We start from the raw sequence: 16,891 nt of genomic DNA, 5'->3' as shown, positions 1-16,891 counted from the left end.
TCCAAACAAACAGCGCATCAGAACAAGAGCCAAGGCCTGTGCCGCCCGCTTTCGAATATCCGGCAGGAGGTATTTCGGGTTTCGCCCTACGGACCCGGTTACACCCCTGTTGACAGGCTGGTGCGGCAAAAAGGCCCATAACGGCCGCATATCAACGGCGCGGGCGGGCCATGGCAGCCCGTCATGGCGCGGCCCGCATCATTCCATCAGGCACCCCGCACCATCGTTTTGCCCTTTTTCTTTCCTGAAATCGGCAGGATCACCGTCCATGCTTGTCCCGGAGGGACCTCCGGCCCTCCCCGTTCCGCCACAGGGACGCGTCTGGCCTGCGGAAAGACAATCCGCCGGCTTTGTTTCCGGTTTGGCACCTCTGATTGCCCCCAAATGGGGGTAGCGAGGATTCCCCTATCAATGGCTCAGTGGAGAGGCGCTCGGCGAATTTATGCCGACGTGTTGTTTTGCATTCGGGCCGATAAGCCCGGCCTGTTCATTGCAATAGTGTTCATTTTTTACCGGGGGTAAAACATGTCTAAGAAGCTAATCAAAGCATGGAACTCGATTCCTGGCGCAGCCCTGATCGGCACGCCGCAATCGGACAATCTCAACCTGAAGCATCCTGACAATGCTGGCCTCAACAAGGCCAAGGGTCTGGGGGACAACGACTATATTCTGGGCAACAGCAACGACAACGTGCTGCTCGGAAATTACGGCGACGACTATCTGCGCGGCGAGCTTGGCGACGACACGCTGGGTGGCGGCAAGGGCGATGACGTGATGCTCGGCGACGGTGCGGTCTCTGACCTGATCGCTGGTGATGATTGCCTGATCGGCGAAGACGGCAATGACGTGGGCGCCGGCAATGGCGGCGACGACACCCTGAACGGCGGGGCCGACAACGACCTGCTGATGGGCAATGCCGGAGACGACAAGATCTATGGCGGCACTGGCGACGACTGCCTGATCGGTGGGGCCGACAAGGACCGCATGTATGGCGGTACCGGCTATGATCTGATGTTCGGCCAGGGCGGTCGTGACTACATGCTCGGCGGAGATGGCGACGACACCATGTCGGGCGGCGCCGGCAATGACGAGATGTACGGCGAAGACGGCGATGACATCATGGCCGGCAATGCGGGCATGGATGCGCTCAACGGCGGCAAAGGCGAAGACACCATGTGGGGTGGCTCCGGCAAGGATGCGCTGCGCGGTCATGACGACGATGACTGGATTTCGGGCGGCGAAGATGATGACTTCATCGCTGGTCAGCGTGGCCATGACGAGCTCTATGGTGACGGCGGCGATGACGCCATTCGCGGCAATAGCGGCGATGACTCCATCTCGGGTGGCGACGGCGACGACAACATCCAGGGTAATGACAACGAAGACTGCATCGACGGCGGCGACGGCAACGACATCATCTGGGGTGACAATGCCAGCGGCAAGACCTCGCCCGAGCTGGCCTCGGACAAGATTGATGGCGGTAACGGCGACGACACCATCTTTGGTGGCGATGACGACGACCACGTCAATGGCGGCAACGATGATGATGACATCAGCGGCAATTCCGGCAATGACATCTTGGACGGCAACAGCGGCGACGACCGCATCTGGGGTGGCTCCGGCAACGACCAGATTCACGGCAGCGAAGGTGAAGACAACATCGCTGGCGGCAGCGGCAATGATCTGGCCGATGGCGGTTCCGGCGACGACCGGATGAATGGCGGCAGCGGCGAAGACACGATGTGCGGCGGCGAGGACGAAGACCATGTCAGCGGCTCGAGCGGCAATGACGTGCTGTTCGGCGATGACGACGACGTCTTCTTCAATGTCGGTGGGCAGGTCGGCTATACCGACGAACTGCGCGGCGGCACCGGTGACGACATGCTGTTCGGCGGTGGTGGCGACGATGCCAACATGACCGCTGGTGAAGCGGGTTACCGTCAGGCTGGCGATGACTATCGCGGCACAACCGTTAACCCGGATGCAGCGTTTGGCGGTCTTTATGGCGGCCTGGGCAACGACACCCTGCTGGGTGGCGACGGCGACGACGCGCTGTTTGGCAACAAGGACGAAGACTGCCTGATCGCCGACCAGGGCGCAGACACCCTGACCGGTGGTGCGGATGGCGACGACTTCGTCTTCGGCTATCAGGTCTGCGAAGGACCCGAGGTGCTTGCAGCCTATGCCAGCTTCGGCGAAGGCAACGTGGTGACGGACTTCAGCTACATCAACAATGACCGGCTGGTGTTCCACACGGCGCATGAAGGCGAGCTGGAAGCCCGTGTTGTCAATGGTGACGACATCGAGATCATTTCGAACCTGACCGGTGATACCGTTGTGGTCGAGGATCTGTGGTCCGAACTGGGCCTGGATCTGCTGCCGCCGGAAGATGTGCCTGGCAATGAGGCCGACTATAACGCGGCACTTCTGGAATATCTCGAGAAGACCGATTTCGGCGAAGGCAAAGGTGTCATCTACTTCGAAGACAAGTGCATCGGCGTCGAAAATTGCGACCCGGACCGCCCGGATACCGGTTGGGAAGGCACGCGTCCGGAATATCCGGCGGGCAGCAAGCCGCTTGACGGATTTGCCGGCGACACCCTGCCGAACACCACGGTTCCGGACTTTGTCGACCGTTACCTCGATGACGACCAGAATGTTTGGTATGCGGCCGATTCACTGAATTGGGACCTGTTGGCCGAATAATCATTCGGCTTACGAGAAAGGACCGAGTACCCGGTCCGTTTTCGAACAGACCTGGAACTCGTCCCCCGGCACCGCCCCTGATCTTTCAGGGGCGGTGTTCTCTGTTCAGGCGGTGCTGCGGCGTTGCATCAGGGCCGCCTCCGCTCCCAAAACCCTTTTGACGACAGACTAAGAACATTTGACCACAGACTGGGAACAGCCGGCACCGCGTGTTCGCACCTCAGTGCAGCCAGAGAGGGTTTAGCGGTCTGGCTCGCCGCTTGTGAGCCTCACCAGCAGGCACACCTGCCCATGTCATGTTGCAGCCCCTGCACACAGGTCAATGTGCTGTCAGGTCTCCGTCTCTCCCTTACGCATCCACTGGATCTTCCTGCCGATGAATGGCGTTCTCGGTTGCCCGCTTCCGACCGGTTTCCCCTGACGGAACCACGACAAAAAACATGCCCAGCCGGAGCGGCTGGGCATGTTTTGTTTGCGTTCGGATAGCAGGCCCTGGAAGGGCCCTCCAGATCAGATCAGTTGCACATCCTCGATATTGCGGATGTCCAGATCGATGGTTGTGAAGCTGAACGTATCGGTCAGCACGCTGCCATCATTGATGCTGCCCGGCGCCGGAGCATTGGCATCGACCATCGCCAGATAGACATCGATCTCGGCCTGAACCGCAAGCGCATCAGCGCCGTTCAGCGAAATCTCAAGCGTGTCGATACCGCTTTCCCCGTCAAGGAAGTCACGCTCACCAGCATCGGTCGCCTCGGCCCAGACGAACTCATCCGAACCGGAACCACCGAGGATCGTATCCGCGCCGCTATTGGGGCTTTGGAAGCGATCATCACCAGCCCCGCCCGACACGAAGTCCGAGCCCTGCAACCCGCGGACGAAGTCATTGCCGAGGCCACCGAACAGGATGTCATCGCCACCCTGGCCAGCCAGGGCATCGTCACCGATGCCGCCCAGGGCGAGGTCACCCTGACCGTCCGCATTGATGGTGTCGTCGCCTTCCCCACCGAGCAGCGTGTCGAAGCCCGCCGCGCCGCGCAGATTGTCGTCGCCACGACCGCCATCGATGACATCGTTGCCGCCCAGGCCATTGATCACATCCTCGCCGCGTGTGCCGAGGATGTTGTCATCGCCACCGGTCCCGTCAAAGGTGACGCCATTGTCACCCGGCGCCTCGACCAGAACCGTCACACCGGGATCAGCGGGATCAAGCGTCGGCACGTCGCCGACCTGGACCTCGACGGTTCTGACGAAGCCGACACCATTGGTCACGGTATAGCTGAACACATCATAACCGCCGAACTCCGCACCGGCGCTATAGGTCACGGTGCCGTCCGCTTCGATGACGACGGAGCCGAAGGCACCGTCATTGACCTGTGCCACCGACAGCGTGCCTTCGCTGAGTTCGATGTCATTGGCCAGAACGTCGACATTGACCGACCCGCCGGGCACCGGTGCGGCAACCGCATCGCTGGTACCGCCGGGCAGGAGCGCCTCGACCGCAACCGTGGCATCGTCGAATTGCAGGAACTCGACATTGCGCACCCGGTCCACACCATCGACGGAGGTGACCGTCAGTTCGCCGGTGAACAGATCCACGATCTCGATCGTTGCATCGGCATAGTTGCCACCAAAGACCGCGGTGTCGACCTCGCCGTCACCATTGAGGTCGTCATTTCCGGCACCGCCAATGAGGATGTCGTTTTCGGAGCCGCCATTCAGATCGTCGTTGCCCTCGCCGCCTTCCAGCAGATCGTCATAGCTGTCCCCGTTCAGGACATCATCGCCACCATTGCCGATCAGCGTGTCCTCGCCCGAGAACCCGATGATCGTGTCATTGGTCTCGCAGCCCACCAGCAGATCAAAACCACCAACGGGCGAGTTCTCGTCGGCCTGGCTGGTACCTTCGATGAGGCCGCAGCGCAGCAGACCGGCATCCAGCGTCAGGTTGGATTCGCCTTCGGCCAGCGAGACCACCTGGGTCATCGCATAATCCGGGTCACCGGGCATGGTGACCGCATCGGAATCGCGGGCGTCGTCCGCCCCCTGATTGGCCGCCGTAAAGGCAAAGCCGGCCGGCAGAATGAAGCCGACCTTGTAGTCGCCCGCCTTCAGGCCGGTGAACAGGTATTTGCCATCTGCATCGGTGACCTGCTGATCCAGGATCGTGCCATCGGGTGCCAGCAGATGCACGGTCACGCCCTGCACCCCCTGCTCGCGGCCCGAGAAGAACGGATCGAACGCCTCGTCATTAAGGATGCCGTCCCCAAAGACATCCAGCCAAACCGTATCACCAAGCTCAGCCGTCCCCGGGTCAGAGTTGCGCACACCGGCATCGTTGTCGCCGGTATCGGCATTGGCAACAACCTCGATATTTTCAATGACCGACATGGTGGTGTCGCCGATCGCGTCGCTGTCCAGCGTGTCGTCCGCTCCGACATTCGCGGCCACCAGTTCCTTGCCGTCCAGAACCCCGTCCGGATCCTCGAATTTCACGCCATAGATACCCGGCTCAAGATCGGTGAACTGATAGCTGCCGTCCGCCGCAGTCACCTGCGTGACAGGGTTGCCCCCCGCATCCACGACCGGATCGCCATTTTCGTCCAGCAGAGTGACCAGGACCCCGCCAATGCCGGGCTCATCACCATTGTTGTTGTCAAGGCTGTCATCGTCGGTATCGCAGAAATAGCGGCCCGACAGCGAGCCCGGATCCGGCTTCACGCAGAGGCCCAGATCGACATCACTTTCGCTGTCAGCGGTCACGGTGATGACATCCGACATGCCAGTCCCATCAACATCGGAGTCGATCGTGTCGTCGGAGCCTGCATCCTGAATGGTGAATTCGGTACCGTCCGGCGCAACGCCCATGATCTTGTAATCGCCGACCAGAACGTCATCGAACCGGTAATTGCCATCCGCATCGGTTTCGGTTGTGGCAACAACATTCCCGTCCAGATCAACCAGCTTGATAGTGACACCGGCCTTGGTCGGCTCAGACACGACCTCCTGGGTGTCCTGACCTTCGAGGACGATATTGTCGATGCGGACATATTCACCGCCATCGCCACGCACCTTGAGCGTCAGATCCTGGCCAGACTCGATCGGGACATCCTTGATGACATAGGTCGAGAAGCCACCATCATTCGATCCGGCCCCATCGCTATCGCCGTCCAGGCGGATCGCCTCAACGGTCTCTCCGCCGATTTTCAGCTTGATGATACTCTGGCCATCATTCTCATCCTGCACGCGGATTTTCACATCATAGACACCGGATTTCCCGTCAAAGGTGGTGCAAAGTGCCGCGTAATCGCCGGGGCAGTAGAGCTTGACAAGCTCGCCGCCCGAGGCCTGCGCCCCTTCAACGACCTTGAACCCGCTGCTGTACATGTCCTCGGCTTCGATCGTATAGTCGCACCCCGGGATGACCGTGATTTCACCATTGATCCCGTCACAATCCTCGTCACAGAAAACGGTCCCCGAAATCGAACCGGTTTCGATCTTGTCCCCGGCGCCCAGGCATTTGTAATCAACCCAGTTGCCTTTGACATTGCACGTGTTGACCACGGTCAGTTCGGTTCCAGCCGGAGGCACGTCACCATAGAATGTGAAATAGTCTTCGCCGGCCCCGGGTGCGTTATGCCCTTCGATCTCGATCTCGATCATGTAATAGGTCTGACCGTCCGACCCTTTCAGCACATGATAGCTTTCGGCATACATCTGACCGCCAACGGCCTCACCGTCGATATAGGCCTGCTGTCCGCTCCAGTCATTGGCATTTTCGTTCCGGCAGGTGTCACCTGACAGAGAATAGTCGTTGTCCTTGGTGGACATGCAGACGGTCGCACTTCCGGGCATGGTAAACGTATCGCCACATCCGATGCTTGAACCGTTCCCGCCTTGATCCAGAAGATCGGCCTCAGTGATAGCGGTCCACTCGTATTCCTGATAATTATTAGTCACTGTTGCTTCCCCCTAGGTGAGCATTACCAAATACAAAACGTCACCCGCGATTGGCGGATTCCGTGTCCGGGGAGACATCAAAACAATCTGTATGAAGACTGCATGAGACAAAATACGGCAGTCGAAAGCCTTAAAATTTTTCAACCAGCACACTCAACACTCTTAACGATAGGTGAAATTCACCCGTCACTCACAGATACTATCTTGATCCCCCAACTATTCCGCCTGAGTTACAACCCCTTGCTTCAGGCAACATCGATATTAATGAATGGAGTGACACGTCTCGTCAATATTTTCGCCAAATTTTCGCCCAAATTTAATATGCCCGAACCGCAACCCGTCCAAGTTTGCGCTACCACGGAAACAATCGCGAAAGATCCCAAGTACCGTTTCCCGGCAATTTTTGGATTCTGAATATGAGGGCCACAACAAAATTCATGCCCTGAAAGCAGCGTGATCGCCGTCAAAAGCCTGTCGCCGTTCATGTGACCGGCTGCGGGCCATCAAACCGTATGCGCAAAACGGGCACCGGTTGAAGCCTGCGATGGTTTGACGTTGATGCAACACGTCTTGGAAAATAACCTGATTATGCGTCTCGCCCCCCGTAACCGAAAGCAGACACATGCAGGCATGTCTTCAGGTCCGGTCACTGCAGTTCTTTCACGGCAGCAAGCATGAGATCACTGGTCGGACGGCCCTGCTCGATCTGGAGGTGACAGATCCCTTGCCCGATCAGGTTCTGGCGCGGCTGGACCAACCGAACGGGTTGATGACGCTTTCGCCGCAAGAGGCGGCCGATTTTGCGCGAGACAGGGACTGGATGTCCGGGCTGCTGGTCGGCGGGCGCGGCAGTTCAAGGCTGGCCGATATGGCGGCGGCCCTGATCGTGCTGCTGCAACTCTGGGCGCGGATGCCGGTCCACAAGGGTCAGGTGCTGGACGCACATCCCGACCGGATCCGTCTCGCCCTGCCCTGGCGGCGCCAGCAGCTGTTCCGCAACGCCACTGATCTGATGATCGCCTTGCTGACACCAGAGGCCGACGAGATCGAGATGTCCCGGCGGCTGGACCGGTTTCTGGAGCAGGAACGGCGCGGCGGGCTGGCACCCAATTCGATGCGGTTCGCCCAGGCGGCCATGGCGCGCGACATGCCGGTGACGGTGCTGAATCAGCAGACGTTGCGGATCGGCTGGGGCGCGCGGGCACGGCAGCTGCGCAGCAGTTTCACCGACCGCACCGGATCGCTGGCCGAAAAACTGGCCCGCGACAAGTATTTCAGCCTTCAACGCCTGAAACAGGCCGCCCTGCCGGTGCCCGAACAACGCTTTGTGCGCACGCCCGATGAGGCCCGCGTCGCCGCAGCCGAGCTTGGTTGGCCGGTGGTGCTGAAGCCGGTGGCGCTGGATCAGGGGCGCGGCGTGCACGTGGGGATTACCTCGGAAGAGGCGCTTGTCGGGGCCTTTTACGCCGCCAACAATCTGCAGGATCGCGGCGTTCTGGTCGAGGCGTTTGTGCCCGGCGATGATCATCGGCTGCTGGTGGTGAACGGGCGGATGATGATGGCGGCCCGGCGCATCCCCGGCGGCATCACCGGGGACGGGAAGCAGACCGTGGACGCGCTGCTCGATCAGGTCAATGCCGACCCGCAGCGCGGCAGCGACCCGCGCAGCCTGCTGATCGAGATCCGCCGCGATGACGAGGCGCTCGCTTGCCTGAAAGAGGCCGAGCTAACCCCCGACAGCATCCCCGAAGCGGGCCGCTTCGTGCCGCTGCGCCGCACCGCCAATGTCAGCACCGGCGGCACTGCCGTGGATGTGACGGACATTGTGCATCCCGACAACCGGGGCGCAGCGATCCGTGCGGTGCGGCTGGTGGGGCTGGATATTGCCGGGGTGGATTTCCTCTGCCGCGATATCTCGGTCAGCTACCGTGAGGGCGGCGGCGCGATCTGCGAGGTGAACGGGCAGCCGGGGTTTCGACCGCATTGGCTGAGCGCGCCGGAGCGCGACATCAATGGCGAGGTGCTGGACGCGCTTTTTGCCGGTCAGCCCGCCCGCATCCCGACCGCCGCCATCACCGGCACCAATGGCAAAAGCACCACCGCCATGATGCTGCACCATATCTGGCAGAAAGCCGGAAAGACCGCCGGGGTCTGCACCACCGTGGGCACCTGGATCGGCGAGGACAAGGTGGACGCCCAGAACTTCAGCGGGTTGCCGGGGGCCGAGCTGCTGTTGGGCGATCCGGCGGTTGAAGCGGCGGTGCTGGAGATGCCGCGACTGGGGCTGATCCGGTTCGGTCAGGCCTGTGATCGCTATGATGTGGCGGCGCTACTGAATGTGCAGAACGACCATCTGGGCCAGAACGGGATCGACACGCTGGAAGAGATGGCGCGGCTGAAATCCAGCGTCCTGCGACACGCAGGCACGGCGGTGGTGGTCAATGCCGAGGACCCGCTCTGCCTGCAGGCCCTTGAGACCACCACCGCGCCGCGCCGCATCCTGGTGGCGATGACGGCCACCACCCCGGCGCTGGCCGCCCATCTGGAGGGCGGCGGCGATGGCGTCTTTGTCGCGGCGCGAGACGATGCGGACTGGATCGTGATCGCGCGCGGAACGCATCATGTCCCGGTGATGAACGTGGCGGACATCCCGGCCTCGATGGGCGGGTTGCTGCACTTCAACGTGATGAATGCCATGTTTGCCATTGCCCTGGCAGATGCGCAGAGCGTGCCTGCCGACGCGATCCGCACGGCGCTGGCAAGCTTTGCCAACACGCGCGAGAAGAGCCCGGGCCGCTACAACATGATCGACGGCTTCGCCTGCCCGGTGCTGATCGACTATGCCCATAATGACACCGCCGTTGCCGAGCTCTGCCGGGTGGTGCGGGCCTTGCCGGTGATGGGTCGGCGGCTGCTGGCGCTGCAAATTCTCGGCAATAGCGGGCCCCATAAGCTTGAGAGCAACGCCGCGCACCTGCTGAAGAGTTTTGACCGGATCGCCCTGCTGCCCGATCTCAGGGTGATCCGCAAATACGGCTATTTCACCGGCGATGACCCGGAAGAGGAGATGCGGCAGCTGTCACGGGACACGCTGATTGCGCGGGGCGCGTCAGATGGCCAGATCCTGACCGGGCCGGATAGCGACGCGCTGGTCGAACAGGTAATGCACGCGGCCCGGCCCGACGATCTGGTGGTGCTGATGATGGCGCCGCAGGACGCCTTTGGTCATGTGGATCGGCTACGGAAACGCCATGGCACCAAGGGCTGAGCCCGGCAGGATCACTGTTGCCGCTCGGGACCGGACCGGGGCTGCGTTGCGACCCGCAGCGGTGGCATCAGCTGGTGATAGAGCGTGATGAACTGGCTCTGCCGGTGGCTGCCGGTCTTGGCGAAGATCCGTTTCAGATAGCTGCGCGCGGTAGAGATCGTGAGGTTGTTTTCCTCAGCCGCCGCCGCCAGGGATTTGCCCGCCAGAAGCTGTTTGGCCAATTGCCGCTCGGCCACCGTCAGCCCCATCGTCTCAAGCATCAGATCGCGCAACGCCCGGTCCCCCTGGGTATGGCCGAATACGACCAGCGCCAGGCCGGGCGACTGGCTGACCGGCATCACGATGACCGTCTTGGGCAGGTTTTCCGCACCGCCCAGTTGCACCACCGAGACCTGTCCCGGTGTCCCGGTCGCCGCGCTCAAAGCAGCCTGTAGCGCTTTCTGGTTCTGTGGCAAACCACCGGCCAGCCGGTCATGCGCCACATGCAGCTCGTCATTCTCATCCAGCCATGTCTTGGCCAGGCTGGTCATGTAGCGCAGACCACCACTGGCATCCGACACGGCAACCCCGAAGGACAGGCTGCCCAGGATGATGTCGGGAATCTGGGTTTGCAGGCCGTTCAGGCCGCCTGCCGCTTCGACCTCGGCCCGCTCATTGCGCAATTGCTCAGCATAGGTCAGCCCAATCCGCGCCAGATGCTGCAATTCGGGTCGGCTCGCCGAGCCGATCGCACCATTCACGAAGGCGGCCATTGGCGCAAAATTCCCCACCTGCGCGCCAATGCCGATCAGATAGCGGTGCGAGCGCAGCCAGGTTTCGCTGTCGCCCTTTGCAGCCCTGAGCGCGCGCGCGCGCGTATTCGCGGGGCGAGCCTGCCGTTGGGACAGGAATGTCTTCACTTTATCAGAAACCAGATCCGCCGTATCGCTCAGAAGCAGATCCGAACCGGCCTTTCCCCGCCCGACCCAGACATCCACCAGATGCTGGCTGGACAGGTCCACTATCCCCAGACACGCCGCGCTGACATTGGCGGTACAGGCCAGCCGCTCCGCCATTTTTACACGACAGTCATCTCTTCCCAAATCGGTATGAACCGCACACATGTCCCCCCAGCACCCCTAAACCAATCACACTACAAAAAACTTGTCTTAAAAACGTCCAACGAGCCTAACAAGGAGCCGAGAACCGAACAAGCAAGTGGTTCTCTCTCAAAGTGGAACTTGTGCCATAATTTCCAATACGTGGATAATGGGCGGGAAATTCCTATGACTGTTTTGATTTACAGGTTGTACTTTCGAACCCCTAACCACTTTAGCGATTATTCGCCTTTTACCGCCCCGAACCGACCCTGATCCCACGCCGAATTGATTCTCTGTGATGGCTATGATCTAACGATTCCATAACCCTAGGCAGCAACCTAAACAGGCCATATTCCATGATGACGCCGTGCGTGTTGAGCACCCGGTCGCGCAGCAAAAGCGCCACCGCCCCGTCCCTTTTACAGACCGGGCAGGCTCGCCGCTGGCTGGCGGGGGCCGCTGCGGCGCTGGCGGTTCTGGGGGCCGCCCCGAACCCGGCGCACGCACAGCAGGAAATGGGGCCAGAGGGGCCGGGGCTGAGCTTTTACGGCGGCGCCATCACCGATCCTTTCATCGGGTTGAGCGAACGCTATGGCGATCTGGCCTTCAATTCCGCCGCGATCCGCTATCAGCGTGATTTTGGGCAGCTCCATTTCGACATCACCGCCGCGCATCTGCAGCATGGCCGCGACAGCACCATCCCGCGCTATGAACTGGCCTACAGCTTTGCCCAGGACACGGCCGAGATCGGGGTCGCCAAGAAGCTGCGCAACTGGGGGCCGTCGCGCTACAGTTCGCTGTTCCTGTCGCGCAATGCGCCCGCGATGCATGCGGTTTCGATCGCCAAGACCACCCCCACCGCCTTTGACGTGCCGGTGCTGAAATGGCTGGGACCCTGGGATGGTGAGTTCCTTGTCGGCACCACCGATGATTCCGGGCAGCCCGATGATGCGCTGTTCATGGGGATGCGCCTGGCCATCCGGCCGGTGAAAGGGCTGGAGATCGAGATCATCCGCACCGCGCAATGGGGTGGCGAAGGGTTTTCGCGCAGCCTCGGCACCTTCTGGGACGTGCTGATCGGCAATACCAATTCGGGACCCTCGTCGGATGCCAACCAGCTGGCCGGGCTGGGCCTGTCCTACGGGTTCGATATCCAGGACAGCAATCTGCGCTTTTATGGCCAGATCGCGGGCGAGGACGAGTCGGGCGGGCTGCCTTCCTGCACCTTCTACATGGCCGGTGCCGAGCTGAGCACGCAGCTTTTCGGCGTGCCCACCATCGCCACGCTGGAGACCGTGGACACCCGCACCGATACCTCCAGTTCGGGGTTCTGCGGGCCGAATTCGGCCTATAACAACAATATCTATTCCTACGCCAACAAGGGCGTGGTGCTGGGCGCGGCAGTTGATACCGAAGGCCAGTCCACCAACCTTTATGTCAGCCACGACTTTGCCGATTTCGATCTCAACTGGAGTGTCGGGCATTACCTGGTCAACGCCGATTCCGACCCCGATCACCGGCTCAGCAGCGACCGCCAGAGCGGTACGCTGGCCACGATCGGGATCGGCAAGCAATTCGATCGGCTGCGGGTGGACGGGATCATCGCCTATCAGGGCTTTGATCTGGACACGGCCGATATGAAGGAAGGGCTGCGCGCCGGGCTCGGGCTTTCAGTCGCATTCTGAAACAGAGACCCCGCCCCTGCCCCGCCGTGGAACAGGCTGCAACAGTGCCTGCGCGAAAGGGCGATGCTTCTTGTTGACGGGGCCGGTCTGTGCTTTGACTTCCCGCAAGAGAGTGCCAGAAGTGTGTGAGGGGTAGTTAGTTATGGGTAAGTCAAAGATTGCCGTTGTTGGAATCGGCTATGTCGGGCTGTCAAACGCGGTTTTGCTGTCGCGCAAACACAGTGTCACGGCGCTGGATGTCAGCACCGAGCGGGTGGCGATGCTCAATGCCCGCCAGAACCCGATCATCGACCCGGAGCTGGAACAATACCTGGCCGAGGAAGAGCTGGACCTGCGCGCCACCACCGACCCGGCCGAAGCCTTTGAGGGGGCCGATTACATCATCGTGGCGACCCCGACCAATTACGACCCGACCACCAATTTCTTCGACACGTCCACGGTCGAGACGGTGATCGAACAGGCGCTTGAGCTGAATTCGGATGCGGTGATCGTGATCAAGTCGACCATTCCCGTGGGCTTCACCCGCGATCTGAGCGAACGGCTGGGCAGCGACCGGATTCTGTTCAGCCCCGAGTTTCTGCGCGAGGGCCGCGCGCTTTATGACAACCTGCACCCGTCGCGCATCGTGGTGGGTGAACCCTCGGCGCGGGGTCAGCGCTTTGCCGATCTTCTGGCCGATTGCGCGCTGGATGAGAACGTGCCGATCCTGCTCACCGGGCCGTCCGAGGCCGAGGCGGTCAAGCTGTTCGCCAATACCTATCTCGCCATGCGGGTGGCCTATTTCAACGAGCTTGACAGCTATGCGTTGGCCCATGACCTGGACCCGCGCCAGATCATCGAGGGGGTCGGGCTGGATCCGCGCATCGGCACCCATTACAACAACCCCTCCTTCGGTTATGGCGGCTATTGCCTGCCCAAGGACAGCAAGCAGTTGCTGGCCAATTACGCCAATGTGCCGCAAAACCTGATGCAGGCCATCGTCGCCGCCAATCGTACCCGCAAGGATTTCATCGCCGACCAGATCATCGCCCGCGCACCAAGCACGGTCGGCATCTACCGGCTGGTGATGAAGACCGGCTCGGACAATTTCCGGCAAAGCTCGGTGCAGGGGATCATGAAACGGATCAAGGCCAAGGGGATCGAAGTCATCGTCTATGAACCGGCGCTGAAAGAGCGCGACTTCTTCGGCTCGACCGTCATCCGCGACCTCAATCACTTCAAGGCAGAGGCCGACCTGATCATCGCCAACCGCCACGCACCGGAACTGACCAATGTGGTGCAGAAGGTCTTTACCCGCGATCTGTTCAGCGCCGACTGAACCGGACCCCGGCGCGTTCCGGCCGTTTTTCCCAACCTCTGTGCGCAATCCTCTGCCGCCAGGCGGAAAGGCCGCATTTGCGGCAAATTCCTGCCAAGCCCACGCCCGATATGAGCGGGATATTTCCCGCAAATTCCGGCCCGATTGCGCCGGCCGGGTGGCCCGTGCCATCCCCCCGGCAGGCAGAGGAGCACTGAAATGTCACAGGCAGATTCATTCGAACGGTTGATGCTGGATCTGATCAACCAGGAACGCGCAAGGGCGGGCGTCGATCCGCTGCAACTGGAGCTGCGTCTGAACGATTCAGCAGAAGATTACAGCGAAGACATGCTGGAGCAGGATTTCTTCTCGCATACCGGACAGGACGGCTCCAGCCCCGGCGACCGGATGCGGGATGCGGGCTTTCAGTTCTCCGGCAGCTGGACCTGGGGCGAAAACATCGCCTGGCAGAGCGAGCGCGGCGCCACCGGCATCGCAGATGACGTCGCCGACCTGCATGAGGGGCTGATGAACAGCCCGGGCCATCGCGCCAACATCCTGAACCCGAATTTCGAAGTGATCGGTATCGGCATCGAACGCGGCAATTACAACGGCTGGGACGCGGTGATGGTCACCCAAAACTTCGCCCGCACCGGCGCGCCACTGCAGATCGATAATGGCGGCGGCAGTGGCGGCGGTGGCGGCGACCCCCAACCGCCGCAGGATCTGGTACTCTATGGCAATGGCGGCGCAAACACCCTCACCGGCAGCGCTGGTAACGACCGTCTGGTCGGCCAGGGCGGCAACGATACGCTGAACGGCAAGACTGGAAACGACTCTCTGGAGGGTGGCGATGGCCGCGACACGCTTTGGGGCGGGGACGGCAACGACAAGCTTGAGGGCGGCGGCAGCGACGACCAGCTCGGCGGCGGCAACGGCAGAGACGTAATCCGCGGCGGCAGCGGCAATGACATGATCAGCGGCGGCAACGGTGCCGATGCGCTCTGGGCACATGGTGGAAATGACACGATCTTTGGTGGCGGCGGCAATGATACGCTGGGCGGCAGCGATGGCCGCGACAACCTCAAGGGTGGCAATGGCAACGACCTGCTCTATGGCGGTGCCGACAGCGACACCCTGTTCGGCGGCGCGGGCAACGACACGCTGCGCGGCGGCGCGGATGCGGATGTTCTGGTCTTCTCGGGCGGAGCCGATCAGGTGATCGGCTTCGGGGCTGGCGACCGGATCGACCTGAGCGGCGTGGGTTCGATCACCGGCTTCGCCGACCTGCAGGCCAATCACCTGTCGGGCGGTAGCAGGGCAGTGATCAGCGACGGGCTGGGCAACACGATGACGCTCGTGGGCGTGGCCGAAGGGTCGCTGGATGCCGGAGACTTCATCTTCTGACGCAGCGCGGGACAGACCCGGCACATTCCTGACCGCCAATGCCCCGAGCCTGCGCCAGGGCATTGGCGATGATACCAGCAACAGCCCGGATTCCGCGTCCGGGCCATTTTTTTCGGCAAATACGCCACTCCTGCGCAATTGACGTCAAAACAGACTTTAAAATCCCTGATTTTGCCACGATAGACACATATGGCTTCCATTCGAATCCACCGGGGATTGTATATTAGCAGGAGACAGAGTTCATGGCCCAGCTTACGGCCTATTTTGCGTTCGACATTAATAACTTCGATCTGAACACCCTAATCCGGGATCATACGGATACGCTCTTTGCGGAAAATTCGGATTTTGAGTTCCAAGGCGTGACTTACGACGACCTGCTGCTTGTCGAATATGCCGGCGATTTCCCCAGAGCCGTCGTGTTTGCCGGCTCGAACATCGGGTTGGATGGCTCCCGCACCCTGGCCGACAGCGGCGAGATTAACTTCATCGGTGAGTTGATCCTCTTCCAGGGCCAGCTTTATGATGACTGGTTTCTGACCGGTGTCAGCCTGGATGCCGCGGACGTCTATCGGGCCGCCCTGACGACATCCTTGACTGACGACAGGGCCGTCATCGCCAACGCCCTGTCCGGCAATGACACGTTCGAGATGTCCGCCTCCGATGACATGATCAGCGGGTATGGAGGCAATGACCTGATCCGGGGCAATGCGGGCAATGACACGCTGTTCGGCGGCAGCGGCAACGACACGCTGAATGGCGGTGCCGGAAGTGACGCCCTGGGCGGCGGCCCGGGTATCGACACGGCGCATTACGATGGCCTGTCGCGCGCAAATGTCACGGTCACCCAGTTTAACAACACATTCACCATCCGGTCCTCACAGGGCACTGACACGCTCCGGGATATCGAACGTATCCACCTGACGGACGGAACTTTTGACATTGGCGATCTGGTCTCGCAAACGCGGTTCACCGGCACCGCCGGGGCAGACACTCTGCTGGGCACCGGCCAGCGCGATCAGCTCGAAGGCAACGCTGGAAATGACAGGCTGGAAGGTGGTGACAGCCAGGACACGCTCAAAGGCGGAAACGGCGACGACACCCTGCTGGGCCAGGGTGGCGAGGACACGCTCTTTGGCGGCAATGGCAACGACACCCTGTTGGGCGGCGCAGACCACGACCGGCTAGTCGGCTGGGAGGGCGAGGATTCCCTGTCCGGCGAGGCCGGCAATGATACGCTCTGGGGAGAGGGGGGCGATGATACCCTGATCGGCGGCGAAGGTGCGGATCGGGCCGACGGCGGCGACGGCAGCGACCTTCTCAAAGGTGGAAACGGCGACGACACCCTGCTGGGCCAGGGTGGCGAGGACGCGCTCTTTGGCGGCAATGGCAACGACACCCTGTTGGGCGGCGCAGACCACGACCGGCTAGTCGGCTGGGAGGGCGAGGATTCGCTGTCCGGCGAGGCCGGCGTCGGCTGATCGGCCAGCAC

At 61.4% G+C, this 16,891-nt stretch carries 9 protein-coding genes; 6 read left to right on the top strand and 3 right to left on the bottom strand.

The features are described 5' to 3' along the window. Positions 1-525: 525 nt before the first annotated feature. The gene (locus AB1E34_RS19775; protein WP_372574040.1) at positions 526-2,706 is read left to right on the top strand and encodes a calcium-binding protein; all 2,181 of its coding nucleotides are present in this window, start codon (positions 526-528) and stop codon (positions 2,704-2,706) included. Between the two features lie 510 nt (positions 2,707-3,216). On the opposite strand, the gene AB1E34_RS19770 is transcribed toward AB1E34_RS19775, so the two are convergent. Beyond that, positions 3,217-6,666 (bottom strand): SdrD B-like domain-containing protein, encoded by a 3,450-nt coding sequence (locus AB1E34_RS19770; RefSeq protein WP_372574039.1) that lies wholly within the window; start codon positions 6,664-6,666, stop codon positions 3,217-3,219. A 245-nt stretch (positions 6,667-6,911) separates the two neighbouring features. Beyond that, the gene (locus AB1E34_RS19765; RefSeq protein WP_372574038.1) at positions 6,912-7,151 is read right to left on the bottom strand and encodes a hypothetical protein; all 240 of its coding nucleotides are present in this window, start codon (positions 7,149-7,151) and stop codon (positions 6,912-6,914) included. A gap of 137 nt (positions 7,152-7,288) precedes the next feature. Between AB1E34_RS19765 and AB1E34_RS19760 the strand changes: the two genes are divergently transcribed. Beyond that, positions 7,289-9,934, top strand: coding sequence for a Mur ligase family protein (locus AB1E34_RS19760; RefSeq protein ID WP_372574037.1), 2,646 nt, complete (start codon positions 7,289-7,291; stop codon positions 9,932-9,934). Positions 9,935-9,945: 11 nt separating this feature from the next. On the opposite strand, the gene AB1E34_RS19755 is transcribed toward AB1E34_RS19760, so the two are convergent. Continuing rightward, positions 9,946-10,989 (bottom strand): helix-turn-helix transcriptional regulator, encoded by a 1,044-nt coding sequence (locus AB1E34_RS19755; protein ID WP_372574036.1) that lies wholly within the window; start codon positions 10,987-10,989, stop codon positions 9,946-9,948. Positions 10,990-11,369: 380 nt separating this feature from the next. Here AB1E34_RS19755 and AB1E34_RS19750 point away from each other — a divergent pair, with 380 nt between their 5' ends. From AB1E34_RS19750 to AB1E34_RS19735, 4 genes are all read left to right on the top strand, one after another. After that, positions 11,370-12,698: a capsule assembly Wzi family protein gene (locus AB1E34_RS19750; protein ID WP_372574035.1), complete on the top strand. Its 1,329-nt coding sequence runs from the start codon at positions 11,370-11,372 to the stop codon at positions 12,696-12,698. Positions 12,699-12,840: 142 nt separating this feature from the next. Next, on the top strand, positions 12,841-14,016 hold the full coding sequence (locus AB1E34_RS19745; protein ID WP_372574034.1) for a nucleotide sugar dehydrogenase: 1,176 nt from the start codon (positions 12,841-12,843) through the stop codon (positions 14,014-14,016). Positions 14,017-14,214: 198 nt separating this feature from the next. Then, positions 14,215-15,402, top strand: a complete 1,188-nt coding sequence (locus AB1E34_RS19740) for a CAP domain-containing protein (RefSeq protein ID WP_372574033.1) — start codon at positions 14,215-14,217, stop codon at positions 15,400-15,402. 242 nt (positions 15,403-15,644) lie between these two features. Continuing rightward, positions 15,645-16,880: a calcium-binding protein gene (locus tag AB1E34_RS19735; RefSeq protein WP_372574032.1), complete on the top strand. Its 1,236-nt coding sequence runs from the start codon at positions 15,645-15,647 to the stop codon at positions 16,878-16,880. Positions 16,881-16,891 lie beyond the last annotated feature (11 nt).

It is taken from the genome of Ruegeria jejuensis (assembly GCF_041537905.1).
GTDB lineage: Bacteria > Pseudomonadota > Alphaproteobacteria > Rhodobacterales > Rhodobacteraceae > Ruegeria_C.
This window is presented reverse-complemented; position numbering and strand designations above follow the sequence as displayed.

Excerpts from the sequence above, each read along its gene's own strand:
- AB1E34_RS19745 (WP_372574034.1), top strand. The coding sequence starts at position 12,841 with ATGGGTAAGTCAAAGATTGCCGTTGTTGGAATCGGCTATGTCGGGCTG.
- AB1E34_RS19750 (WP_372574035.1), top strand. The coding sequence starts at position 11,370 with ATGATGACGCCGTGCGTGTTGAGCACCCGGTCGCGCAGCAAAAGCGCC.
- AB1E34_RS19765 (WP_372574038.1), bottom strand. The coding sequence starts at position 7,151 with ATGAACGGCGACAGGCTTTTGACGGCGATCACGCTGCTTTCAGGGCAT.
- AB1E34_RS19740 (WP_372574033.1), top strand. The coding sequence starts at position 14,215 with ATGTCACAGGCAGATTCATTCGAACGGTTGATGCTGGATCTGATCAAC.
- AB1E34_RS19775 (WP_372574040.1), top strand. The coding sequence starts at position 526 with ATGTCTAAGAAGCTAATCAAAGCATGGAACTCGATTCCTGGCGCAGCC.
- AB1E34_RS19735 (WP_372574032.1), top strand. The coding sequence starts at position 15,645 with ATGGCCCAGCTTACGGCCTATTTTGCGTTCGACATTAATAACTTCGAT.
- AB1E34_RS19755 (WP_372574036.1), bottom strand. The coding sequence starts at position 10,989 with ATGGCGGAGCGGCTGGCCTGTACCGCCAATGTCAGCGCGGCGTGTCTG.
- AB1E34_RS19760 (WP_372574037.1), top strand. The coding sequence starts at position 7,289 with ATGCAGGCATGTCTTCAGGTCCGGTCACTGCAGTTCTTTCACGGCAGC.